Annotated in this window: 20 protein-coding genes; 8 read left to right on the top strand and 12 right to left on the bottom strand. The window is 72.9% G+C overall.

The genetic code is table 11. The features are described 5' to 3' along the window. Positions 1-87 precede the first annotated feature (87 nt). Entirely contained in the window at positions 88-1,170 is a 1,083-nt protein-coding gene (locus ABEB17_RS03430; protein ID WP_345715167.1) for a hypothetical protein, read from the top strand. 17 nt (positions 1,171-1,187) lie between these two features. Here ABEB17_RS03430 and ABEB17_RS03425 read toward each other — a convergent pair whose 3' ends face one another. After that, positions 1,188-3,170 (bottom strand): VWA domain-containing protein, encoded by a 1,983-nt coding sequence (locus tag ABEB17_RS03425; protein ID WP_345715166.1) that lies wholly within the window; start codon positions 3,168-3,170, stop codon positions 1,188-1,190. 49 nt (positions 3,171-3,219) lie between these two features. Then, positions 3,220-3,639, bottom strand: coding sequence for a MerR family transcriptional regulator (locus ABEB17_RS03420; RefSeq protein ID WP_345715165.1), 420 nt, complete (start codon positions 3,637-3,639; stop codon positions 3,220-3,222). Between the two features lie 57 nt (positions 3,640-3,696). Between ABEB17_RS03420 and ABEB17_RS03415 the strand changes: the two genes are divergently transcribed. Together ABEB17_RS03415 and ABEB17_RS03410 are read left to right on the top strand one after the other, a co-directional pair. Further along, positions 3,697-4,887 carry an acyl-CoA dehydrogenase family protein gene (locus ABEB17_RS03415; RefSeq protein ID WP_345715164.1) on the top strand — a complete coding sequence of 397 codons (1,191 nt, stop codon included), beginning with the start codon at positions 3,697-3,699 and terminating at the stop codon, positions 4,885-4,887. Then, the gene (locus ABEB17_RS03410) at positions 4,884-6,434 is read left to right on the top strand and encodes an acyl-CoA carboxylase subunit beta (protein ID WP_345715163.1); all 1,551 of its coding nucleotides are present in this window, start codon (positions 4,884-4,886) and stop codon (positions 6,432-6,434) included. The genes ABEB17_RS03415 and ABEB17_RS03410 overlap by 4 nt, the downstream gene beginning before the upstream one ends. A gap of 103 nt (positions 6,435-6,537) precedes the next feature. On the opposite strand, the gene efeB is transcribed toward ABEB17_RS03410, so the two are convergent. The 5 genes from efeB to ABEB17_RS03385 form a co-directional block, all read right to left on the bottom strand. After that, positions 6,538-7,797 carry an iron uptake transporter deferrochelatase/peroxidase subunit gene (gene efeB / locus ABEB17_RS03405; protein ID WP_345715162.1) on the bottom strand — a complete coding sequence of 420 codons (1,260 nt, stop codon included), beginning with the start codon at positions 7,795-7,797 and terminating at the stop codon, positions 6,538-6,540. A 25-nt stretch (positions 7,798-7,822) separates the two neighbouring features. Further along, positions 7,823-8,953 (bottom strand): iron uptake system protein EfeO, encoded by a 1,131-nt coding sequence (gene efeO / locus ABEB17_RS03400; protein ID WP_345715161.1) that lies wholly within the window; start codon positions 8,951-8,953, stop codon positions 7,823-7,825. 91 nt (positions 8,954-9,044) lie between these two features. Further along, entirely contained in the window at positions 9,045-9,896 is an 852-nt protein-coding gene (gene efeU / locus ABEB17_RS03395; protein WP_345715160.1) for an iron uptake transporter permease EfeU, read from the bottom strand. A gap of 67 nt (positions 9,897-9,963) precedes the next feature. Then, on the bottom strand, positions 9,964-10,611 hold the full coding sequence (locus tag ABEB17_RS03390) for a Maf family protein (RefSeq protein WP_345715159.1): 648 nt from the start codon (positions 10,609-10,611) through the stop codon (positions 9,964-9,966). Beyond that, positions 10,608-12,299 carry a DUF885 domain-containing protein gene (locus ABEB17_RS03385; protein WP_345715158.1) on the bottom strand — a complete coding sequence of 564 codons (1,692 nt, stop codon included), beginning with the start codon at positions 12,297-12,299 and terminating at the stop codon, positions 10,608-10,610. The genes ABEB17_RS03390 and ABEB17_RS03385 overlap by 4 nt, the downstream gene beginning before the upstream one ends. A gap of 80 nt (positions 12,300-12,379) precedes the next feature. Between ABEB17_RS03385 and ABEB17_RS03380 the strand changes: the two genes are divergently transcribed. After that, a complete protein-coding gene (locus ABEB17_RS03380) occupies positions 12,380-13,387 on the top strand; it encodes a GNAT family N-acetyltransferase (protein ID WP_345715157.1) in 1,008 nt (335 codons plus the stop codon). Positions 13,388-13,408: 21 nt separating this feature from the next. Here ABEB17_RS03380 and mraY read toward each other — a convergent pair whose 3' ends face one another. Then, positions 13,409-14,521: a phospho-N-acetylmuramoyl-pentapeptide-transferase gene (mraY, locus tag ABEB17_RS03375; protein WP_345715156.1), complete on the bottom strand. Its 1,113-nt coding sequence runs from the start codon at positions 14,519-14,521 to the stop codon at positions 13,409-13,411. 238 nt (positions 14,522-14,759) lie between these two features. Here mraY and ABEB17_RS03370 point away from each other — a divergent pair, with 238 nt between their 5' ends. Next, positions 14,760-16,703, top strand: a complete 1,944-nt coding sequence (locus ABEB17_RS03370) for a hypothetical protein (RefSeq protein WP_345715155.1) — start codon at positions 14,760-14,762, stop codon at positions 16,701-16,703. A 31-nt stretch (positions 16,704-16,734) separates the two neighbouring features. On the opposite strand, the gene ABEB17_RS03365 is transcribed toward ABEB17_RS03370, so the two are convergent. The 4 genes from ABEB17_RS03365 to ABEB17_RS03350 form a co-directional block, all read right to left on the bottom strand. Further along, positions 16,735-17,400, bottom strand: a complete 666-nt coding sequence (locus tag ABEB17_RS03365) for a class I SAM-dependent DNA methyltransferase (protein WP_345715154.1) — start codon at positions 17,398-17,400, stop codon at positions 16,735-16,737. A gap of 165 nt (positions 17,401-17,565) precedes the next feature. Further along, entirely contained in the window at positions 17,566-18,663 is a 1,098-nt protein-coding gene (locus ABEB17_RS03360; RefSeq protein WP_345715790.1) for a DNA glycosylase AlkZ-like family protein, read from the bottom strand. Between the two features lie 29 nt (positions 18,664-18,692). Continuing rightward, positions 18,693-18,917: an acyl-CoA carboxylase subunit epsilon gene (locus ABEB17_RS03355; protein ID WP_345715153.1), complete on the bottom strand. Its 225-nt coding sequence runs from the start codon at positions 18,915-18,917 to the stop codon at positions 18,693-18,695. Then, a complete protein-coding gene (locus tag ABEB17_RS03350) occupies positions 18,914-20,566 on the bottom strand; it encodes an acyl-CoA carboxylase subunit beta (RefSeq protein WP_378227057.1) in 1,653 nt (550 codons plus the stop codon). The genes ABEB17_RS03355 and ABEB17_RS03350 overlap by 4 nt, the downstream gene beginning before the upstream one ends. A 33-nt stretch (positions 20,567-20,599) precedes the next feature. On the opposite strand from ABEB17_RS03350, the gene ABEB17_RS03345 reads away from it, so the two are divergent. Genes ABEB17_RS03345 through ABEB17_RS03335 form a run of 3 tightly spaced genes read left to right on the top strand, consistent with a single transcriptional unit; the run spans position 20,600 to position 23,067 of the window. Then, complete coding sequence (locus ABEB17_RS03345; protein WP_345715152.1) at positions 20,600-21,451, top strand: biotin--[acetyl-CoA-carboxylase] ligase; 852 nt, start codon at positions 20,600-20,602, stop codon at positions 21,449-21,451. Positions 21,452-21,458: 7 nt separating this feature from the next. Next, entirely contained in the window at positions 21,459-21,986 is a 528-nt protein-coding gene (locus ABEB17_RS03340) for a PH domain-containing protein (protein ID WP_345715151.1), read from the top strand. After that, positions 21,979-23,067, top strand: coding sequence for an adenylate/guanylate cyclase domain-containing protein (locus tag ABEB17_RS03335; protein ID WP_345715150.1), 1,089 nt, complete (start codon positions 21,979-21,981; stop codon positions 23,065-23,067). Before ABEB17_RS03340 ends, ABEB17_RS03335 begins: the two co-directional genes overlap by 8 nt. Positions 23,068-23,108: the final 41 nt, after the last annotated feature.

Raw genomic sequence — 23,108 nt, 5'->3', positions numbered from 1 at the left:
GCCTAGCGCGCCGCGTCGGACCCGCTGGCTACGGTAGGTCGCTCGGGCAGGTTGCGACGGGACGACGAGACGATCGGGAGCGCCGGGATGGTCGAGCGGGTGGGGGAGCTCGTGCTCGTCGACGTCCTGGTACCGGACGACGACCCCGGCCTCGGCACGTGGCGGGCCTGGGACGCCGAGGCCGAGCAGTACGTGCTCGCCGACCTGCGGCACGCCCGGACGTTGCGGGACCCGCAGACCGACCTCGACCAGCGGCTCGCCGGCACCCCCGGGCTGGAGGTGCCGCTGCGCCGCGTCGAGCGGACGTCGCCGCGGCTGGTCGCGCTGGTCGGTGACCTCTCCCCGCGACGCAGCCTGGCCGGCTACCCCGAGGCGTCCGGCGCCGTTGCTCCCGACCTGCCCACGGTGCTGGACGGCGCCCTGCTGGCGCTGGCCGGGCTGCACGCCCAGCACGTGTCGCTGGGCGAGATCGCGGCCCACGACCTGGTGCTGCGCAGGGGTGTCGACGGGCGGGTCGCCGTGCACCTGAGCACGGCGTCGGCGACCGGGGTGGCGCCGGCGTCCGCCCGCCGCCGTGACCTGGAGCAGCTGCTGCGCGTCGTCGGCGACCACCAGCTGTGCCCCGAGGCGCTGGCCGCGCGGCTGACCGTGCTGGTGGACGAGGTGCGGTCCGGGGCGCTCGGCAGCGCCGAGGAGGCGCGCCGGCGGCTGGCCCCTGCGGCCGGGGAGCCGGCGCCGCTGCCCGACCCGCCGCCCTTGCCGCCGCTGCCGGACGGTTGGGCACCGGAGGGTCCCACGGTGGCCGGCGCGGCGGAGTCGGCGACCGTCGTCCCGGACGCGCGACGTCGGCTCCGCCCGCTCGACGTGGTGCTCGTGCTGGTGGTGCTGGGCTGCGTCGCGGGACTGGTGGTCGCACTGCGGGGCGGTGCGACGACGGCGACCGGCACGTCCGACCCCGCAGCCTCGACGGGGGCGACCGGCGCGGGCGGGACGACCGGATCGACCGCGCCGTCGGGCAGCTCACCGACCGTGCTGGCGAGCCCGGCGGCCTCGGCGCAGGCCGGCGCCCCCTGCGGGTTCTACGACGTCGGCGTGCTCGAACGCTCCGGGACGACGACCCTGACCTGCCGGGAGCAGCCCGACGGGACGTACCTCTGGCAGGTCCGCTAGCGCGTCCGCCCCGGGCCTCAACGGTGCCGGATGCGGCCGATCAGCATCCCGACGTGACCGACCCGGAAGAGCAGGGCGAGCACGGCGACGGCGGCGACGCCGCCGAGCAGCCACGGCAGGGCCGACGAGGCGCCGGTGTCGGTGGCCGCGGCCCCGGACGTCGACCCGCCGGCGCCGGCCCCGGGCGAGCCGGGCTGGCTGGAGGGCTGGCTGGAGGGCTGGCCGGAGGGCTGGCTGGAGGGCTGGGCGCTCGGGGTGCTGGCCGCGGCCACCTTCCCGGAGCCCGGCGCGTACTGCGGGCCGGCTGACGCGGCACCGGTGACGGCGACGTCCAACCGCAGCGGCACGGCGAACTCGTTGGTGCTCTCACCGGCCTGCACCACGAAGTAGCTGTAGCCGGCGAGCGCGCTGTCGCCGGTGGGGGAGACCTCGCGGTTGCGGTACGTCGCGGTGGGGCTGGCGGCGGTGAGGGCGAACGGCGAGCCGGAGTACCGCGCGGACAGCGGCGCCGGGGTGACGTCGCGCCGGTCCGGGGCGAAGCTGCGCAGGTCGACGGGGACGGCGTTCACCCCGGCGGCCTGCAGGCGGGTGCCGGTGTCGCCGGCTAGCGCGTTGAGGCTGACCACGGCCCGCTGTCCCCACTGGGTCCGCACCCGGTAGACGAGCACCTCACCGGGGCGGATCGAGTCCGTCCACGAACCCGCGGTGAGGGTGGCGGCGAGGCTGAACGACGACCCGCCCACGACGGGACGGGTGGGCTCGGCGGCGGGCACCGGCGCCGGGCGGACGTCGGCGGCCCCGGCGGGCAGGGACTGGTTGCCGGCCAGCGGGGGCTCCTCCAGGACGACGAGCTCGTACGGCGTGGCCCGGCCGGATGTCACGGCACCGGAGACGTCGCGGTCCACGGTGACGGTGAGCGCCTTCGGCGAGCCGCACGGGCGGCCCGCGTCGCGGGGGTCGGCGGACACGGCCGCGTTGGCGGTTGCGACGAGCAGGCTGGCAACCCGGCCCGGGGAGACGCGGCGGGCGCTCTGCTCGCCGCACACCGTTCCGTCGGGTGCGCGCAGCCGCAGCCTGATCGCGTCCTGCGCGCCGTAGGTGGCGGCGTCCGGGCGCATCGTCACGTTCACGTGGTACGTCGCGCCGGGCAGGGTCGTGAGCCGGTAGCTGCGCTGAGCCGGGCGCGGCCCGAGGGAGTCCACGAAGAGCCCGGGGCCGACGTCCGTGGGCCTGGCCGGGTCGGCGCTGCCGCGGATCGTGGACCCGTTGAACCGGAACGGTCGCAGGGCGCGCAGGGACGCCGTGGTGACCGAGACGCCGAGGTCGGCCGCGTCGCGCGCGTCGTAGTAGCGGCCCCTGCCCTCCCTGGCGATGCACGCCAGCTGCTTGCGGGTGGTCGAGTCGACGCCGAGCCCGATCACGTCGATCTTCAGGTCGATCTGGGCGGCGGACAGCGCACGCGCCGCCGGGCAGACGTCCTTGACGCAGGACTCCTCACCGTCCGAGACGAGCACGATGCTGCGGGGGCCGGTGCTGCCGAGGTCGTGGGCCGCCTGCCGCAACGAGTAGGCGATCGGCGTCTCGCCCTTGGGCTGGACGGCGTCCACGGCCGCGCGCAGCTGGGCGCGGTTGTCGGTGCCGAGCGGGACGGCCAGCTGGGTGTCCCGGCAGGCCTGTGGGGTCGGCTTGCCGCCCTTGACGGTCGCGCCGTAGACCCGCAGCCCGACGGCGGCGTCCCGCGGCAGGGTCGGGATCAGGTCGTCCAGGGCGTGCTTGGCGCCGACGATCTTGGGCTGGCCGCTGGCGTCCTTCTCCTTCATCGAGCCGGACACGTCCAGCAGCAGGAGCAGGCGTCCGGCCTGGTCGTCAGGGTCGGCAGCGGAGCTGGCCGCAGGCGAGACGAGCCCTGCGAGCAGGAGGGCCAGGGCCACCCCGAGCACCGCCAGGCAGGCGAGCGCACGGCGGCGCGCCGACGCACCACGACGTGCTCCTGCGTGCAACGGGCCCCCCTTCGGCGCCGCCAATGGTGGCACAACGGACCGACAGTGGTCAGTCGGTGCGCAGGACTCGCAGGTCGTCCTCGCAGCGCCGCTCGAGGTCCGCCAGCTCGGCGAGGGCGGACTCGACGTCCCGGCGCCGTTCCTCCAGCTCGGCCCGCCGGTCGCCGATCTGGCCGAGCAGGTAGCGCAGCTGGCCCGCCTCGCCCGGCTGCTGGTCGTACATGTCGACGATGGTCCGGATCTCCTCGAGCGGGAAGCCCAGCCGCTTGCCGCGCAGGACCAGCTGCAGCCGGATCCGGTCGCGGGGGTGGAAGACGCGCACGGTGCCGCGGCGCTCGGGTGACACCAGGCCGACGTCCTCGTAGTAGCGGATCGTGCGGTGGGTGATGCCGAACTCCTCGGCCACCTCGGCGATGCTCCACGTGCGGGCCGGGGCGGTGGCCGCGGAGCTGCCTGAGCGGGTGGACATGACCGCCATCGTGCTTTACGTTTACGTCAACGTCAAGAACCGTTCAGGAGATCAACGATGACCGCCTTCGAACTGTCCAAGGAGCACGAGGACTTCCGCTCGGTCGTGCGCGAGTTCGCCACCGAGCAGATCGCTCCGCACGCCGCCCAGTGGGACCGCGAGCACCGCTTCCCGGTCGAGCTGGTGCCGCAGATGGGCGACCTCGGGCTGTTCGGGCTGGTCGTGCCGGAGGAGTACGGCGGCGCCGGCGGCGACTTCACGTCGCTCTGCGTGGCGATCGAGGAGCTCGGCCGGGTCGACCAGTCGATCGGCATCACCCTGTCCGCGGGCGTGGGCCTGGGCATCAACCCGATCCTGAGCTACGGCACGGACGAGCAGAAGCAGCGCTGGCTGCCGGATCTCGTTGCGGGCCGGGCCCTGGCGGCCTTCGGGCTGACCGAGCCGGACGCCGGGTCCGACGCGGGTGCGAGCCGCACCAAGGCCCGGCTCGAGGGCGACGGCGAGTCGGCCGAGTGGGTCGTCGACGGCGCCAAGGCCTTCATCACCAACTCGGGCACGGACATCACCAGCGTGGTCACCGTGACGGCCCGAACCGGCACCCTGGACGACGGCCGCCCCGAGATCTCGGCGATCCTGGTCCCCTCTGGCACACCGGGTTTCACGGTCGAGCCGGCCTACGAGAAGCTCGGCTGGCACGCCAGCGACACGCACGGCCTCAGCTTCGACGGCGCGCGGGTGCCGGCCGACCACCTCCTGGGGGCGCGCGGCGCGGGCTTCAAGCAGTTCCTCAAGACGCTGGACGACGGCCGCATCGCGATCTCCGCGCTGGCCGTCGGACTGGCCCAGGCCTGCCTCGAGGCGAGCACCGAGTACGCCAAGACCCGCACCGCGTTCGGTCGCCCGATCGGCGTGAACCAGGGCGTCTCGTTCCAGGTCGCCGACCTCGCCGTCTCGGTCGAGGCGGCCCGGATGCTGACCTACAAGGCCGCCTGGCTCAAGGACCTGCACCACGAGGGCCAGCGCAGCGTGGCCGAGGTCAAGCAGGCGGCCGCCATCGCCAAGCTCTACTCCACCGAGGCCGCGGTCAACGCCACCCGGATCGCCACGCAGATCTTCGGCGGCAACGGTTTCATGGAGGAGTACCCCGTCGCGCGGTTCTACCGGGACGCCAAGATCCTGGAGATCGGCGAGGGCACCAGCGAGGTGCAGCGCATGGTCATCGCGCGCGGCCTCGGGCTGCCGTCGTGACCCACCCGGCCGACCCCAGGGTCGCCGAGGTCCGGGCGCGGCTGAAGGCGGCGCACGAGGCCTCGGCCGAGCCGACGCCCAAGGCCGCCGAGAAGCTGGCCGGGCAGAACAAGCTCTACGTCCGCGAGCGCATCGCCCTGCTGTTCGACGAGGGCTCGTTCGTCGAGGACGGCCGATACGCCAACGCGATGGCCGAGGGGCTGCCCGCGGACGGGGTCGTCACCGGCCGCGGCCTGGTCGACGGCCGTCCCGCGATCGTGGTCGCCAACGACCCGACCGTGAAGGCAGGGTCGTGGGGCGCGCGGACGGTCGAGAAGATCGTCCGGGCGACCGAAGCCGCTCTGCGCGAAGAGCTTCCGGTGTTCTGGTTCGTCGACTCGGCCGGCGCTCGGATCACCGACCAGGTCGACCTCTTCCCCGGACGCCGCGGCGCCGGGCGGATCTTCCACAACCAGGTCGCGCTGTCCGGTCGGGTGCCGCAGATCTGCTGCCTGTTCGGCCCGTCGGCGGCCGGTGGCGCGTACATCCCGTCCTTCACCGACTGCGTGATCATGGTGGAGGGCAACGCTTCCATGTACCTGGGCAGTCCCCGGATGGCCGAGATGGTCGTCGGCGAGAAGGTGTCGCTGGAGGAGATGGGCGGCGCGCGGATGCACTGCACCGTCTCGGGTTGCGGCGACCTGCTGGCGGTCGACGACACGGACGCGATCGAGCAGGCCCGGCTGCTGTTCTCCTACCTGCCGTCGACGTGGCGCGAGAAGCCGCCGTCGTACGCCGGCGAGGGACCCGCGTCCCCGCTGGACGCCACGGTGGTCCCCGAGGTCGAGAGCCAGCCCTTCGACGTCCACGACGTCATCGACGGCATCGTCGACGACGACTCGTTCTTCGAGGTCAAGCCGCTGTTCGCGGCCGAGCTGGTCACCGGCTTCGGCCGGCTGGACGGCGAGACCGTCGGCATCGTGGCCAACAACTCGATGGTGCGCGGCGGCGTGCTGTTCGCGGACAGCGCGGACAAGGCCGCCCGGTTCATCTGGTGGTGCGATGCGTTCAACGTGCCGCTGATCTACCTGGCCGACGTGCCGGGCTTCATGATCGGGTCCGAGGTCGAGCGCGGCGGCATCATCCGGCACGGCGCGAAGATGGTCAGTGCGGTGTCCGAGGCGACCGTGCCGCAGGTCAGCGTCGTCGTCCGCAAGGCGTACGGGGCCGGCCTCTACGCCATGGCGGGCCCCGGTTTCGGGCCCGACGCGTGCATCGCGCTGCCCACCGCGCGGATCGCCGTGATGGGCCCCGACGCCGCCGTGAACGCCGTGTACGCCAACAAGATCGCGGCGATCGAGGACGAGGACGAGCGCGCCCAGTTCGTGGCCGACCGGCGCCGCGAGTACGAGGAGGACGTCGACCTCGAGCGCCTCGTCAGCGACCTCGTGCTGGACGGCGTCGTCGAGCCCGAGGACCTGCGCGAGGAGCTGCGCCAGCGGTTGCGCTACGCCACGAACCGCGACCGGTCCTTCACCAGCCGACGTCGCGGCGTCCCCCCGGTCTGATCCCCAAGGTAGGCCCGCACCTCTCGCGCTCCACGTGGCTATGAGGCCCCGAAAAGCACGTCAAGCGCGAATGGTGCGTGGGTGGGGGATGGGCTGACCGGGGTCAGGCGAAGAGCTGGTCGGCCCAGGTGCGCGTGTCGTCCGGCAGGCCCGGCGGGCAGGCCCACACCCCGCTGCCGGTGTGCTTGATGTACTCGTTCAGCGCGTCCACCCGGCCGATCTTGCGCTGCAGCGGCACGAACTGCTTGCGCGGGTCCTGCTGGAACGCGATGAAGAACAGCCCGGCGTCCAGCAGCCCGATGTCGTCGATGCCGTCCGTGTACGAGAACCCGCGGCGCAGGATGGTCAGGCCGTCGTTGTTCTCCGGGCTGACCAGCCGGATGTGCGCGTCCTGCGCGATGACCGTCTCGCCGTCCGCGCCCTTGGCGTGGTAGTCCGGCACGTCGAACTCGTCCGTCCCGGTCAGCGGCGCGCCAGAGTCCTTGTGCCGGCCGAAGACGGCCTGCTGGTCGGCAAGGTAGTCGCGGTCCCAGGACTCGACCAGCATCCGGATCCGCCGCGACACCAGGTAGGTGCCCCCGCGCATCCAGTCCTGGTCGGACTCGTCGCCGACCCAGACGTGCTTGTCCATGGCCGCCGTGTCCTCGCCGCGGATGTTGCGGGTGCCGTCCTTGAAACCCATCAGGTTGCGCGGCGTGGACTGGGTCACCGAGGTGGCCGACGTCCGGCCGAAGCCGAGCTGCGACCAGCGCATCGCCACGGAACCGCTGCCGATCCGGGCGAGGTTGCGGATGACGTGGAAGGCGACCTGCGGGTCGTTCGAGCAGGCCTGGATGACCAGGTCCCCGCCGACCCGCTGCGGCTGCAGCTCGTCGCCCGGCAGCGCGGGGATCGGCTCGAGCGCCGCGGGACGACGGCTCGCCAGCCCGAACCGCTCGTCGAACAACGAGGGACCGAACCCGACCGTGACGGTCAGCGCGGACGGCGGCAACCCACGGGCCTCCCCGGTGTCCGCCGGCGGGGCGATCGGGTCGGACGACGACCCCGGCACCGGCACGCCCCGGGTCATCGCGACAGCGGCCGCGGTCCAGTCCGTCAGCACCCGGCGCAGCGCGTCGGCGTCCTTGGTGGTGACGTCGAAGGCCGCGAACGCCAACCGGTCCTGGGACGCCGTCCCGATCCCGGCCTGGTGCACGCCGTGGAAGTCCACCCGGGCACCCGCGCCGACCCCGGAGCCGCCCGGCACCGGGTCCGGCGGCTGGGCGTGCGCCGCGACCGCGACAGCACCCAGCCCGGCGCCGGCCCCGGCGGCACCGAGGCCGCCGAGGAAGCGCCGGCGGGAGATCCGTCCGGTCTCGGTCATGGTTTCCTCCAGCTCCGCGTCTCGCTCACGCGATGAGCGGGGCGACCTTGCTCAGGGACTCGGCGAGCGCGTTGACCTGCGTGGTCATCGTGCGGCGCTGGTCGTCCGTGACGGCCGAGTAGTCCTCGTAGCCGTCCGCCGTCTGGTACTGCGACAGCGAGGCCAGGACGTCCTTGAACTGGCCGTTGATCGTGGTGAGCAGCGCGGCGTCCTTCGCGCGCAGCGTCGGCGCCAGGACGTCGACCGCCTCCCGCGCGCCGGCGACGTTGGCCGCGAAGTCCCACAGGTCGGTGTGGCTGTAGCGGTCCTCCTCGCCGGTGATCTTGCTCTTGGCCACCTCGTCGAGCAGGCCGACGGCGCCGTTGGCGATCTGCTCAGGAGCGAGCTCGACGGTCGTGACCTTGGACTCGAGGTCCTTCACGTCGGTCAGCAGCTTGTCGGCCACCGGACCGGTGCCGTCGAGCGAGCCGTCCGCCCACAGCGCCTTCTCCAGCTTGTGGAAGCCGGTCCACTCGTCACCGGGGTCCACGTCGTTGACCCGGGCGTCGATCTGCGGGTCCAGGTCACCGAAGCTCTCGGCGACCGGCTCGATCCGCTCGTAGTACGCACGGGTGGGTGCGAACAGCGCCTTGGCCTTGGCGACGTCCCCGGCCTTGACGGCCGCGACGAACTTCTCGGTCTGCGCGGTGAGCTGCGCGGTCTGGTCCTCGAGGTACGCCTTGTACGTCGCGACGCTGCTGGCCAGGTCGGCGTCCACCGACGCGGCGGCAGTCGCACCCTTGGCCGCGGTCACGGTGAACGGCGACTGGTCGGTCGCGGCGTTCGGGCAGAGCACCACGTACTCGCCCGGCTCGAGGCGCAGCGTGAACGTCCCGGACAGGCCGGGCGTGAGGTTCTCCTTCTCGCCGAGGATCTTGCCGTCCTTCAGCACCTCGGCTTCGGTCACCCGCTTGGCGTCCGTGTTGGTCACCTCGAAGGTGAGCGCGCCGGCCTCGGCGGTCGCGGGCTCGGCCGCGCAGCCCTGGTCCGTCACCTTGACCGCGATCTTCTTGGCGCCGGCGCTCGCCGCGTCGTCGGAGTTGCTGCAGCCGGTCAGGATCAGGCAGGCGGCTGCTGCGGCGGCGACGGTTGCCGTCGTGAGGCGTGCGGCGGTCATGTCTTGGTACCTCTCGGGTGACGTGTGGGGTGGATCAGCGGGATCGGTGCGGGATCGGTGCGGGATCGGTGCGGGATCGACGAGGGCAGGGTCAGGCGGTGGCCTTGCTGACAGCCTCGTCAGCAGGCTTGGCGGCGGGCTTGCGCCGCGGCTTCCAGAGGACGACGAACAGCATCGGGACGACGTAGAGCACCCAGACGGTCACCTCGGCGACGGTGGGCTGCGGCTGGATGCCCAGGACGCCGGTGATCAGCGCAGCCTGCGCCGTCCCGGGGGTGACCAGCCAGGTGAGGTCCGCGACCGTGCCCTGGCCGATGTCCAGCCAGCCGGCCTCGTGGGCGGTGTGCGCGGCGGTCATCAGCAGGCCGCCGGCCACGACGACGAGCACGGAGCCGGTGACGGTGAAGAACCTCTGCAGGTTGATCCGCACGCCGCCGCGGTAGATGCCGTAGCCGAGCACGGACGCGAGCAGGATGCCGAGCAGCGCGCCGAGCGAGGCGGTGACGGCGTTCGTGCTGCTCTGGAACACCGAGAGCAGGAAGACGGCGGTCTCGAAGCCCTCCCGGAACACCGCGAGGAAGGCCATCAGGACGAGCGCCCGGGCCGAGCCGTTGGCGAGCGCCGCGCCGGCGGCCCCCTCAAGGTCCTTCTTCAGGTGGCGCGCGTTCTTGCGCATCCAGAAGATCATCCAGGTGACCATGCCCACCGCGATGAGGCCGATCACGGTCTCGAGCTGCTCCTGCTGGCGCTGCGGCAGGCTCCGCTCGAGCGCGTTCAGCCCGAACCCGACGCCCAGGCAGATGACGATGGCGGTGCCGACGCCGATCCACACCTGGCGGAGGGCGTCGCGACGTCCCTGGCCGGCGAGGAAGGCGGCGATGATCCCGACGATCAGGGCTGCTTCGAGTCCCTCGCGCAGCCCGATCACGAAGGTGGGCAGCACGCATACTCCTTGAACGTTGAAGGTTAGCCTCACCTAACCCTCTCGTTCGCCCCGCGTCAAATCTCGGTCAGGTCGCCGGCCGGCTCCACAGGTCGGTCCACCGCACGCCGCACTCGGCCAGCAGCTCGCGCAGCACCGGCAGGCTCACGCCGACCACCGTGTGGTGGTCCCCCTCGATGCCGCGCACGAAGGCTCCGCCCAGCCCGTCCGTGGTGAACGCGCCGGCCACGGCCAGCGGCTCACCGGTGGCGACGTAGGCGTCGATCTCCTCGTCGCTGACGTCGGCGAAGTGCACCGTGGTCGACGACACCGCACCGAGCGTCGCGCCGCTGCCGCCGTCGGCGTCGTCGCGCAGGTCCACCAGCCAGTGCCCGGTGTGCAGCACCCCGGAGCGGCCGCGCATCCGCCGCCACCGCTGGGCCGCGGCCGCCGCGTCGGCCGGCTTCCCGTGCGTCTCGCCGTCCAGCTCCAGCACCGAGTCGCAGCCCAGCACCAGCCCGTCGTCCAGGGTGTCGGCGACCGCCTCGGCCTTGGCCCGGGCCAGCACGAGCGCGACCTGGTCCGGCTCGAGCTGGCCGTAGACCTCCTGCGCCGCGACCAGTCGGGCGTCCTCGTCGACGTCCGAGACCTGCACGACGGGGTCCAGCCCCGCCGATCGCAAGGTGCGCAGGCGTGCGGGGGACGCGGAGGCGAGGACCAGGCGCGGACCGGTCACGGCAGGAGCGCCCCGTGCAGGACGTCGAGACCGACCGAGCCGAGGTCCAGGGCACGGCGGTGGAACCGGGCCAGGTCGAAGTCGGCGCCCTCCCGGGCCCGGACCTGGTCGCGGACGTCCAGCCACAGGCGCTCGCCGACCTTGTACGACGGGGCCTGACCCGGCCAGCCGAGGTAGCGGTCCACCTCGAAGCGCAGGATCGACTCGGCCATGTTCGCCTTGTGCCGGAAGAACTCCCACGCCTTGGCGGCGTCCCAGGTACCTCCGCCGAGCTCGGCCGGCGCGGCCAGCTCGCAGTGCACCCCGATGTCCAGCACCACCCGGGCCGCGCGCATCCGCTGCCCGTCCAGCATGCCCATCCGGTCGCCCGGGTCGTCCAGGAAGCCCAGGTCGGCCATCAGCCGCTCGGCGTACAGCGCCCAGCCCTCGCCGTGCCCGCTGACCCAGCAGCCGAGCCGGCGCCAACGGTTCAGCAGCGCCGACCGGTACACGGTCTGCGCGACCTGGAGGTGGTGTCCCGGAACCCCTTCGTGGTAGACGGTCGTGGTCTCGCGCCAGGTGCCGAAGGTCGTCACGTCGTCCGGTACCGACCACCACATGCGCCCGGGGCGGCTGAAGTCCTCGCTCGGCCCCGTGTAGTAGATGCCGCCCTCGTGGGTGGGCGCGATGCAGCACTCGAGCCGGCGCACCGGCTCCGGGATGTCGAAGTGGGTGCCGGCCATGGCGTCGACCGCGGCGTCGCTGAGCTGCTGCATCCAGGCCTGCAGGCCGTCGGTGCCCTCGAGCTGGCGGGCGGGGTCGTCGTCCAGGGCCTGCATCGCCTCGTCCGGGGTGGCTCCGGGCTTGATCTGCTCGGCCACCACACGCATCTCGGCCTCGATCCGGGCAAGCTCGGCGCGACCCCACTCGTAGGTCTCGTCGAGGTCGACGGTCGCGCCCAGGAAGTACCGCGAGCGCAGCGCGTACTCCTCGCGGCCGACCGCGTCGGCCTCGCGGGCCACCGGCAGCAGCTCCTCGCGCAGGAAGGTGGCGAGCTCGGTGTAGGAGTGCGCGGCGACCGCGGCGGCTCGGCCGAGCTCGGCCGCGACGGACGACGGCAGGTCGGTGTCGCCGGCGCGCGCGCCGGAGGCGAGCTCGGCGAAGAAGCCGTCCGCGCTGCCGTGCTTGTCGGCCTGCACCGCGCACTGCTCGACCTGGCGCCGCGGCGGCGTCACCCCGCGCGCGATGCCCTCGCGCAGCGACGCCACGTAGCCCGCCATCGCCTCCGGCGTCCTGGTCAGCCGGGTGGCGATGGTGGCCCAGTCGTCCGGCGAGTCCTTGTGCATCAGGTCGTACACCGAGCGGATCGACTGCAGCGGGCTGGCCAGGACGTTCACGTCGTGGTCGTCCGCCTGGATGGCGTACAGCTCCTCGGCGAGCCCGAGGCGCTCGCGCATGGCCGCGATGGTGACCCGGTCCACGTCGTCGACCGGCTGGACGTCGTCCAGGGCGCGCAGCGTGCGCAGGCCGACCTCGCGCCGTTCCTGGTGTCCGCTGGGGGAGTAGTCCGTCAGCTCGGTCTCGTACCCGGCGACGCCGAGGTAGGTCGCCGCGATCGGGTCGACGGCGATCTCGGCGTCCAGGTGGGCGTCCGCGATCTCGTCGACGGCGGTGCGCTGGCGGGCGTTGTCGGTGGTGGGCGCAGTCACGCTGGCACCCTACCCACGTCGTCCCCGCCGGTCGGTAAATCGTTCGCGGCGTCCGGGCCCGTCGCCCTAGCGTGGACGCCGTGCAGGTGCGACAGGTGGACGTCGGCGACGACGCGGTGCTGACCCAGGCGCACGCCGTGTGGGTGGCCAGCCGGTCGTTCGAGCGACCGTGGAACGACGCCCAGTCCTACGGCACCTGGGCGCTGGAGCGCCGGTTCCGGGACAGCGGCGAGGACCACGAGGTGTGGGGGGCGTACGACGGGGACGCCCTGGTCGGGTTCGCGATGATCTGGATCCCGTTGCACGACAACACCTCCAAGATCCACACGGAGATCCACGTGCACCCGGACCACCGGCGCGCCGGCGCGGGCTCCGCGCTCGTGCAGCAGGTGGTGGACGTCGCGAGGGCGCGCTCGCGCAGCGAGATCATCGGCGACCTGCTGGCCCCGGCTGACTCGACCCCGGAGCACCCGTACCGCCGGTTCGCCGCGAAGCACGGCTTCGAGGAGGCCAGCCAGGACTCGATGCGGAGCCTGCCGCTACCGGTCCCGACGGAGCGCCTCGACGAGCTGGCGGAGCTGGCCCGCGGCGGCTGGGCCGGCCGGTACGAGCTGGCCACCTATCTCGACGGCGTCCCGGGGCACCTGCAGCCGTCGTTGTGCGAGGCGTCGAACCTGGTGGACGCCGAGGCGCCGACGGGGGACATCGACTTCGAGCCGGAGTCCTTGGACCCCGAGCGGTACCAGGCGGAGCTCCAGCTCGAGCGCGACCAGGGCACCCGCCGGTTCACCACCGTGGCGGTCGACCCGACGACCGGCCAGGTCGTCGCCTACACCGACCTGGTCATCGCCGGCGGTTCCACGCGCAGCGTCTGGCAGTGGGGGACGCTGGTGCGGGCCGAGCACCGTGGCCACCGCCTCGGGCTGGCGGTGAAGGTCGAGAACCTGCGTCGCCTGCAGGCCGAGCACCCCACCCGCGAGTTCGTGGTGACGGGCAACGCCGACGCCAACGCGTGGATGGTCGCGATCAACGAGACCTTGGGTTTCCGGGTCCGGGAGATCTGCCCCATGTACCAACGCCGGGTCTGATGCCGGCGAGGGCAGCCAGGCTCACAGCCCGGTGAGCCACTCCGCGTAGAACAGGCCCAGGCCGGCCATCGCGCAGATCCCGGCGATGATCCAGAACCGGATGACGATGGTGATCTCAGCCCACCCGAGCAGCTCGAAGTGGTGGTGCAGCGGCGCCATCCGGAACACCCGCCGGCCGGTCAGCTTGAAGCTGGCGACCTGGATGACCACGGACATCGTGACGATCACGAAGAGCCCGCCGAGCACCACGAGCAACAGCTCGGTGCGAGTCAGGATGGCCAGGCCGGCCAGTGCTGCGCCGAGGGAGAGCGATCCCGTGTCGCCCATGATGATGCTCGCCGGCGAGGCGTTCCACCACAGGAACCCGAAGCAGGCGCCCGCGATGGCGCAGGCGACGACGGCGAGGTCCAGCGGGTCCCGCACGTCGTAGCACGTGGGCGCGGCCGCGGCCGTGCAGCTCTGGTTGTACTGCCACAGGCTGATGCCGGTGTACGCGCTGAAGACCATCACGCACGCTCCGGTGGCGAGGCCGTCCAGGCCGTCGGTGACGTTGACACCGTTCGACGCCCCGGCGACCAGCAGGTTCGCCCACAGGAGGAAGAGGAGGACACCGAGGACCGGCCCGGCGGCGGCGAGATCGAGGGGGGTGTCCCGGACGAACGAGATCGCCGCCGAGGCCGGGGCGCGGCCGGCGTCGTCCTCGGCGAGCAGCGCGGGCAGCGCGAAGGCCAGGGTGACGACGGCCTGGCCCAGCAGCTTCTGCTTGGAGGTCAGACCGAGGCTGCGGGCCTTCGAGATCTTCGTGTAGTCGTCCAGGAAGCCCACGATGCCCATCCCGACCAGCAGCAGCAGGACCAGCAGGGCGCCGAGGCTGAACCGGCCGGGCGCGACCGCCAGGGCGCCGCCGGCACCCACCGCCATCAGGACCAGGTGCGAGCCGACGTAGCCGACCAGAGCGGCACCGATGATGACGGCGCCGCCCATGGTCGGCTTGCCTCGCTTGAAGTGGTGCTGGGTCAGGTCGTCCCGGATGAACTGGCCGTAACCTCGTCGCACCAGGAACCGCGTGAACAGTGGCGTCCCGAGCAGCGACACCACCAGCGAGATCCCGCCCGCCAGCACGATGTTGACCATTCAGGAGTCGCCCTTCCGCGCCGCCCCACCGTCCGTGCGTCGGGTCGGCTCCGGATTCGACTGGACGCAGACCCCGTCGGCCACCTGACTCAGCATCGGACGACCCTGCCAGGCCCGCCGAGCCGGCGCACACCGACTGGCCGAGCGGCGGCCGTGTTTGTCGGACGGCACGCCCCTGTTGCGTGCACAATGACGCGTCGACCATCAAGCCGGTCGGGCCGCCCGTCGAGGAGAATGCATGGGATCGCGTCATTCGACGCGCCGCCGGGGGGCGCGCGCGCTGCTGGTCGCCGTGGCGGCGCTGGGCCTGCTGGTCAGCGGTGCCGGGTCGGCGACCGCTGACCCGGCTGATCCCGCCGACGCCCCGCCGACCCCGCCGACCATCACGATCCTCAGCCCGACCGCCGACGCCGTCGTGTCCGGAACGGTCACCGTGTCGGCCAAGATCGAGCAGCTCCAACCGCCGTACGACAGCGACGTCTGGCTCAGGCTCGGCGGTGCCAGCAAGAAGGTGTCCACGTTCCCCCGGTGCCAGGTGACCTGCACGGTCAGCGCCGCGTTCGACACGGTCAAGGCGTTCGGCTTCCCCGACGACCTCGATGCCGACGGCCCGGGCACGGTGCAGGTGACGGTCTTCGGGCTCAACGGCGCCGCGAACGTCATCGCCACCAGGACGGTCGTGTTCGACAACCAGCGACCCGTCCTGCACGTCGACCTGCCCGCGATGACCGGTGACTGGGGCGACGGCAAGTACCACCTGCTCTCCGACCAGTCCCTGACCCTGCACGCCACCGCCGAGGCTCGCGCGGACGGCGCCACCGTGGCGGTCTGGAACGGCACACCGCAGACCGGGACGCTGTGGGACGCGCCGACCGCGCCCGGTGAGCCGTGGACCCTGACGCTGGACACGGCCGCCTCCCCGGAGGGCGAGCGCACGCTGTACCTCTTCGCGGTCGACAGCCGCGGCGTGCAGTCCGTCCCGCTCGTCGCGCCGCTGACCGTCCAGCACGGGTTCACCCTGACCGGGCCGGACCTGGGTACGACGATCAGCGACGGGATGGTCGGGACCACCCTGACCTACACCTCGGCCCTGCAGGGCGTGCGGCCGGTTCGGGCCGTCGTCTCGGTGGACGGGAGCCCGATCAGCTCCACGGTCTACGACGAGTGGGAGACCGTCGGCGGCCAGGTCAACGTCGACTTCGGCGGGCGCCTGCCGGACGGGCCGCACACCCTGACCTTCACGGTCACGGACAACCACGGTGTCACCAAGGACCTCAGCTACGACGTCGCGATCGTCCGGACCTTCGCCGTGCAGTGGACCACGGCGCCGGCCGCCGACGTCGTGTCCGGGACGGCGATGCCGGTCGCCGCCGCGATCACCTCCACCGCCGGCGGGATCCAGTCGTGGGACCTCACGATCGACGGCTACACCCTCAACAGCTACGTCAACTCGACCTGCCTGGGCGACTGCCCGGCCGAGCTGGCCGCGAGTGCCGACGTCCGCTGGGCCGAACCCGGTCTGCACCACCTCGTGCTGACCGTGCGCCCCAGTCAGGAGCTGGAGTACACCCTGGCGACGGACCTCCGCGTCCTGCCGATCGCCCGGGCCACCCTCACCTCGCACGCGCAGGTCCGGTACGCGACCACGTTCACGCTGCGCGGGACGGTGCGCGGCAACGACGGCAAGCCGTTGGCCGGACTGCCGTCCCAGCTGCAGCGCCGGGTGGCCGGCACCAGCACCTGGACCACGATCGCCAGGACGACGAGCTCGAGCACCGGCGCGGTGAGCTTCCCGCTGCGGGGCTACGCGACCAGTGCCTACCGCGTGGTGACCACGGGGGTCGCGCACCGTGCCGGCTCCGGGACCGGTCCGTCCCTGACCGTGGCGGTCGGCGGGACCGCACGCATCTCCAGCGCCCCGAGCAGGATCAAGCGGTCCCAGACGATCAGGGTGATCGGTGACGTCGCCCCGTACGAGAAGGGACTGACTGCGACCCTCTACTACCGGTGGGGTATCGGGTGGCACACGGCCAAGGCGCGCGTCGCCTCGAACGGCCGCGTCGTGTTCCTGGTCAAGGCGGGCGCGCAGATGCCCGCCCGGTACCAGTTCCGGATCCTGCGGCCGACGACGACCAAGGTGCGCTACGGCTGGTCGACGATCCGTACGGCGCACGGCTCCTGACGCTCGTTCACGATCCCCCGGTGCCGTCTGGTCACGGGGCCTGAGCCAGCAGGACCGCCTGGCCGTCCCGCTCGTTTCCCTGGGCGGTGCGCACCAGGCGAGCCGACTCCCGCAGGCCGGCGGCCTCGAGGTGTCCCGCGACCTGGTCGGCCGGGTAGCAGTGGCGTTCCAGCTCGATCTCGTGGCCGAACCGCCGGTACGCCGCGGACACGTCGCGCGTCCCCTCGCCGGTCTGGAACCCGACGAGCAGGTGGCCCCCGGGGCGCAGCACCCGGGCCGCCTCGGTGAAGATCCGGGCCTGGCCGGCCGGCGGGGTGTGGATGAGCGAGTACCAGAGCAGCACGCCGGCGAACCGGTTGTCGGGGTAGGGCAGGGCGGTCAGCGAGCCCTCGGTGAACACCACGCCGGGCTGCTGGCGGCGCGCGACCGCGACCATCGCCGGCGACAGGTCCAGGCCCTCGACGCGGCACCCCTGCGCGGCCAGGTAGCGGCTCATCCGCCCGGCGCCGCACCCGGCGTCCAGGATCGGTGTGTCGTCCCCGGCGCCCACGGCCTCGGCGAAGGCGTCGACCATGGCGAGGTCGAGCGCGGCCTCGGCCCGGGTGTCCGGGAGGTAGGCGGCGTAGGACTCCGCGACCTCGTCGTAGGCGAGCCGCACGCCTCGGACGCCGAGCGGATCCTCTAGTGACGAGCTCACCGCACGCACGGGGTCAGCGACGGTCCTTGCGACGCCGGATGGTCACCACGCCTGCGACGACGAGCAGGACGGGTAGGACGAGTCCCCACAACAGCCAGCCGTGCACGGGCACCTCCAGGTAGGTCGTTGGTCGTGATCATAGGTGCGCGGCGGCCTCGGGCCGCACTACCGCGGCAGGACCGGGTCCAGCTCGAGCCACTGCGCGAGGTCCTCGAGCTCGGCGCGCACCGCGGCACGGACGTCCTCGCCGAACGGCTCGTCCTCGTGGATCGCGTCGACCCGCAGCACCCCCTTCGTGCGGTCCGTGGTGGCATCGACCTTGCCGACCAGGCGGTCGCCGTGCAGCACCGGCAGGGCGTAGTAGCCCCAGCGTCGCTTCGCCGCAGGCTTGTACATCTCGAGCTGGTAGTCGAACGCGAACAGCTCGGCCATCCGCTTGCGGTCGTAGACGAGCCGGTCCAGCGGTGACAGCAGCGCGGTGCGCCCGGCGAACGGCTGACCGAGCAGCGACGGGTCCACCCGCCACTGCCCGCGGACGCCCTCGACGACCGCGACCTCGCCCACCTCGCCGACGTCGTTCGGCTCGGTCGAGGTCTGCGTGGCGCGGGCCCGGGCCAGCCCCAGCGACCGCAGCCGCAGCTCGTTCCGGGTGCGCCGCGCCTCGTCCGCCGGGACCACGTCCACCTCGGGGTACACCCGCTCGGCCAGGTCCCACAGCCGGTCCCGGCCCTCGTGGCCGCTGACCGCGACCTCGCCGCGCGCCTCCATCAGCTCGAGCAACCGGCCCACGTTGCGGTTGTTGTTCCAGCCCGACGACCCCCACGACCGCACGCAGGTGTCCGGCAGGTCGCGCCCGCGGTGCGGACCGTGCACGTCGAGCCGGTGCAGGATGTCGCGGCGGCACGCGTCGTTCGCCTGCAGCCACGCGCGGTGCGCGGCCTCCCACTCGCCGCGGCCCGTCGTCTCGTCCCAGGCGGCCATGTCGGCGAGGTAGAAGGCCAGGTCCTCCGCCGGGCGGACCATCATCTGCAGCTCGACCAGCACACGAGCGGCCAGCGCCGCCTGCAGCTCGGCCGGTGCGTACCCCGAGCCGAGTCGGCTCCAGGCCACCAGGTCGGCACTGGGGGCCACCGCCTGCACCTGGTCGACCTGCAGCAGCGTCAGGTGCCGGACGACGTCCTGCAGGTCGGTGGGGCGCCGGGCGTCGAGCAGCTGGGCGCGGACGGCGATCCGCCGGGCGTCCTGCCGGGACAGCTGGTGCACCGTCGTCACCCGCACCGCCCCGCGCTCGCTCAGCGCGGCAGGCCGCTGGCCCGCCAGGCGCCCGCACCGGGCATCGGCGCCGTCCGAGCCCGTGCGCCACTGGCCCACAGCGATGTCGGTGCCGGCGGCTCCCCGGCCGACGAACCCCCGGCCACGGCCGAGAGGACGACGACCAGTGCCGCGACCTCCTCGGCCGTCGGCTCGCCGCGGATCACCTGCACCGCAAGGCCTGCGGGCTCGGGCTGCTCGCTCACAGCGGGATGTTCCCGTGCTTCTTGGGCGGTAGCGTCTCGCGCTTGGTCCGCAGCACCCGCAGCGCCTTGATCACGTACGAGCGGGTGAAGGACGGCGGGATGACCGAGTCGACGTACCCGCGCTCGGCGGCGATGTAGGGGTTGGCCAGGGTGTCCTCGTACTCGCGGATCAGGCGCTGCCGCTCGGCGTCGACGTCCTCACCGCGGTCGGCGACCGCCTTGAGCTCGCCGCGGTACACGATGTTCGCCGCCCCCTGCGCGCCCATCACCGCGATCTGCGCGGTCGGCCAGGCCAGGTTGATGTCGGCGCCGAGGTGCTTGGACCCCATGACGTCGTACGCGCCGCCGTACGCCTTGCGGGTGATCACGGTGATCTTCGGGACGGTGGCCTCGGCGTACGCGTAGATGAGCTTGGCGCCGCGCCGGATGATGCCGTTCCACTCCTGGTCGGTGCCGGGCAGGAAGCCCGGCACGTCCACGAAGGTCAGCACCGGCACGTTGAACGCGTCGCAGGTGCGCACGAACCGGGCGGCCTTCTCGGAGGCGTCGATGTCCAGCGTGCCGGCGAACTGCATCGGCTGGTTCGCCACGATGCCCACCGACCGGCCCTCGACCCGGCCGAAGCCGACCAGGATGTTCGGTGCGAACAGCGCGTGCACCTCGCAGAACTCGCCGTCGTCCAGCACGTGCTCGAGCACGGTGTGCATGTCGTACGGCTGGTTCGCCGAGTCCGGGATGAACGAGTCGAGGAACGAGTCCTCCTCCGCCACGTCCGCCACGTCCGCCGCCACGTCGGTGTCGAAGACCGGCGCCTCGTCCAGGTTGTTGCTCGGCAGGTACGACAGCAGCTGCTTCACGTACTCGATGGCGTCGTCCTCGTCCGCGCCCATGTAGTGCGCGTTGCCGCTGCGCGTGTTGTGCGTGCGCGCGCCGCCGAGGTCCTCCATCGTGACGTCCTCGCCGGTGACGGTCTTGATCACGTCGGGGCCGGTGATGAACATCTGCGAGGTCTGGTCGACCATCACCACGAAGTCGGTCAGCGCGGGGGAGTAGACGTGCCCGCCGGCGGCCGCGCCCATGATCAGCGAGATCTGCGGGATCACCCCGCTGGCGTGCACGTTCCGCTGGAAGATCTCGCCGTACAGGCCGAGCGAGACCACACCCTCCTGAATGCGCGCGCCGCCGCCCTCGTTGATGCCCACGACCGGGCAGCCGAGCTTCATCGCCAGGTCGAGCACCTTGACGATCTTCTCGCCGTAGACCTCGCCCAGGCTGCCGCCGAACACCGTCACGTCCTGGCTGAACACCGCGACCGGCCGCCCGTCCACCGTGCCGTAACCGGTGATCACGCCGTCGCCGTACGGGCGCTTCTTCTGCTGGCCGAAGTTCGTGGAGCGGTGCCGGGCCAGCTCGTCCATCTCGACGAAGCTGCCCTCGTCGAGCAGCACGTCGACCCGCTCGCGCGCCGTCTTCTTGCCCTTGGCGTGCTGCTTCTCGACCATCCGCTTCGACCCGGCGTGCACGGCCTCGTCGTTGCGCCGGTGCAGGTCGGCGAGCTTGCCGGCCGTGGTGTGGATGTCGATCTCGGGCTCGGCCGGGACCGCAGCGGCGTCGGCGTTGGTCGCGCTGGTGGCGTCGTCGTCAGGCACGAACCGCAGCGTAGTGCCCGTAGGCTCGGGGGCGTGGACGGGACGGCCTGGGGGGACCTGTCGCGCCCCCCGCTGCGGGAGGGCGCGCTGCGCCGTGCTGTGCTCACCGCCCCCTGGACGGCACTGGACGTCGTCCCGGCCACCGGGTCGACCAACGCCGACCTGGCCGCCGCCGTGCGGGCGGGCCGCGCCGGGCCCGGCGCGGTGCTGACCACCGACGACCAGCAGTCCGGGCGCGGCCGGCGCGACCGCACCTGGACGACACCGCCGCGCTCGGCGGTCGCCGTCTCGTTCTTCGTGCGTCCGGACGGCGTGAGCCGGGCGCTGTGGTCCTGGGTGCCCCTCGCGGTGGGGCTGGGGGTCAGCGACGCGCTCATCCACGTGGCCGGCCTGAACGCCCGGCTGAAGTGGCCGAACGACGTCCTGGTGGGCGACCGCAAGCTGTCCGGCGTGCTCGCGGAGGTGGTGGAGCACCCGTCCGGTGCGGGCATCGTGGTCGGGGTGGGCCTCAACGTCCTGCAGCGCGCTGACGAGCTGCCCGTGCCCACCGCGACGTCGCTAGCGATCGAGGGCGCCGCCGTGACCGACCGGGACACCGTCCTGCGGGCGGTGCTGCGCGCGGTCGGCGTCCGCTACCAGGCGTGGGCCGCGGCCGGCGGCGACCCCCGGCGCAGCGGGGTGGCGGCCGCCTACCGCGAGCGCTGCCTGACGATCGGCCAGCAGGTCCGGGTCGAGCTGCCCGGGTCGAACGTGCTGGAGGGCGTCGCCGAGGGGGTGGACGACGAGGGTCGGCTGCTGGTGTGGCCCGACGGCGGGCCGGTCCAGGCGCTCGCCGCCGGTGACGTCGTCCACGTGCGTCCCGAGCGAGCCCCCGACACGGCATGATGCACGCATGTCCTACGCGCGCCTGCTGTCTGACGACGAGCACGTCGAGCTCGACCTGCACCCGCACTGGAAGACGCTGGTCGTCCCGGTGCTGGTGCTGCTGGTCATCGTCCCGGTGGCGTCCTACCTGACCGCCCGGGTGCCCGAGGGCACGTCGCAGACCGGTCTGCGGGTGGGGATCATCGTGGTCGCGGCGATCCTGCTGTTCCTCGGGACGTTGCGGCACGTGATCCGGTGGGCCACCACGCACTACATCGTGACCGACCGGCGGCTGATCACCCGGCACGGCCTGATCGCCCGCAACGGTCGGGACATGCCGCTGACCCGGATCAACGACATCTCGTTCTCGCACACCGTGATCGAGCGGGTGCTGGGCTGCGGGACGCTGGTCGTCGAGTCCGCCGGTGAGCGCGGCCAGCTGCTGCTGCGCGACGTCCCCGGCGTCGAGATGGTGCAGCGGCGGCTCTACGAGCTGGCGGACGACGCGCTCGCCGCCCGCGACGACGGCGGGCTGCACGACCGGCACGATGCCTGACGAGCCGGCGCCACCGTCCTCGCCGGCGGCGCCGGACGACGAGAGCCTGCTCGGCGCACCGCGCACCCTGCGCCGGCGCCAGGCCAGCCAGGCCGCCGGGGTGTCCCTGTTGTCGGCCCGCAAGTTCTGGCGGGCGCTGGGCTTCCCCATCGTCGACGACGAGGACGAGGCGTTCACCGAGCACGACGTCGTCGCCCTGCGCGCGGTGACCGGGCTGGTCCGCGACGGCCTGATGGACGAGGCGACGGCGCTCGGCATGACCCGGGCCATCGGCCGTTCGGTGGACCGGCTGGCCACCTGGCAGGTCCAGCTGCTCGCCGAGTACGTGCAGGGACTGGACGAGCTGTCCGCGCCCGCCGCCACCCCGGACCGCGCCGCGGCCCGGCGGACGGCCGAGCTGTTCACCCAGATCGCGGACCAGCTCGAGCCGCTGGTCGCCTACGCCTGGCGCCGGCAGGCCGCGTCCGCGCTGGCCCGGATCCTGGCGGACAGCGAGTCCGAGGCCGAGCTCGCGGTCGACCCGGCGCTGGGGCCCGGCGACGCCGCCCCGGGCGAGGACCACGACGACCCCAGCCACGACCACGACGTCGCGGCCACCGTGCGCGCCGTCGGGTTCGCCGACCTCGTCTCGTTCACCCGGGTCGTGCGCCGGCTGACGGAGCGCGAGCTGGCCGCGATGGTGCAGCGGTTCGAGGCCGTGGCCTCCGACGTGGTCACCGCGCACGGCGGTCGGGTGGTCAAGACGGTCGGCGACGAGGTGCTGTTCGTCGCCCGCCCCGGGGCCCGCGCCGCGGCGATCGCGCTCGGTGTGGCGGAGGAGATCAGCAACGACGACCTGCTGCCCGACGTCCGGGTCGGGATGGCCACCGGACCGGTCGTCGGCCGCCTCGGCGACGTCTTCGGCACCACCGTGAACCGGGCCAGCCGGCTGACCGCGCTGGCCCGCCCGGGCACCGTCCTGGTGGACGTCGCGACCGTGCACTCGCTCGCCGACCTCGAGGACGTCGAGGTGCAGCAGCTGCGCGGGCGCTCGCTGCGCGGCATCGGCCACGTCGTCCCCTGGGTGCTGCGGCGGCGATAGCGTGCAGCCGTGACCCCTGAACCGAGCGATGACCTGATCGA

The organism is Angustibacter luteus (assembly GCF_039541115.1).
GTDB classification, from domain to species: domain Bacteria; phylum Actinomycetota; class Actinomycetes; order Actinomycetales; family Angustibacteraceae; genus Angustibacter; species Angustibacter luteus.
The sequence above is the reverse complement of the archived record's forward strand: the minus strand, read 5'-3'. Positions and strand labels throughout refer to the sequence as shown.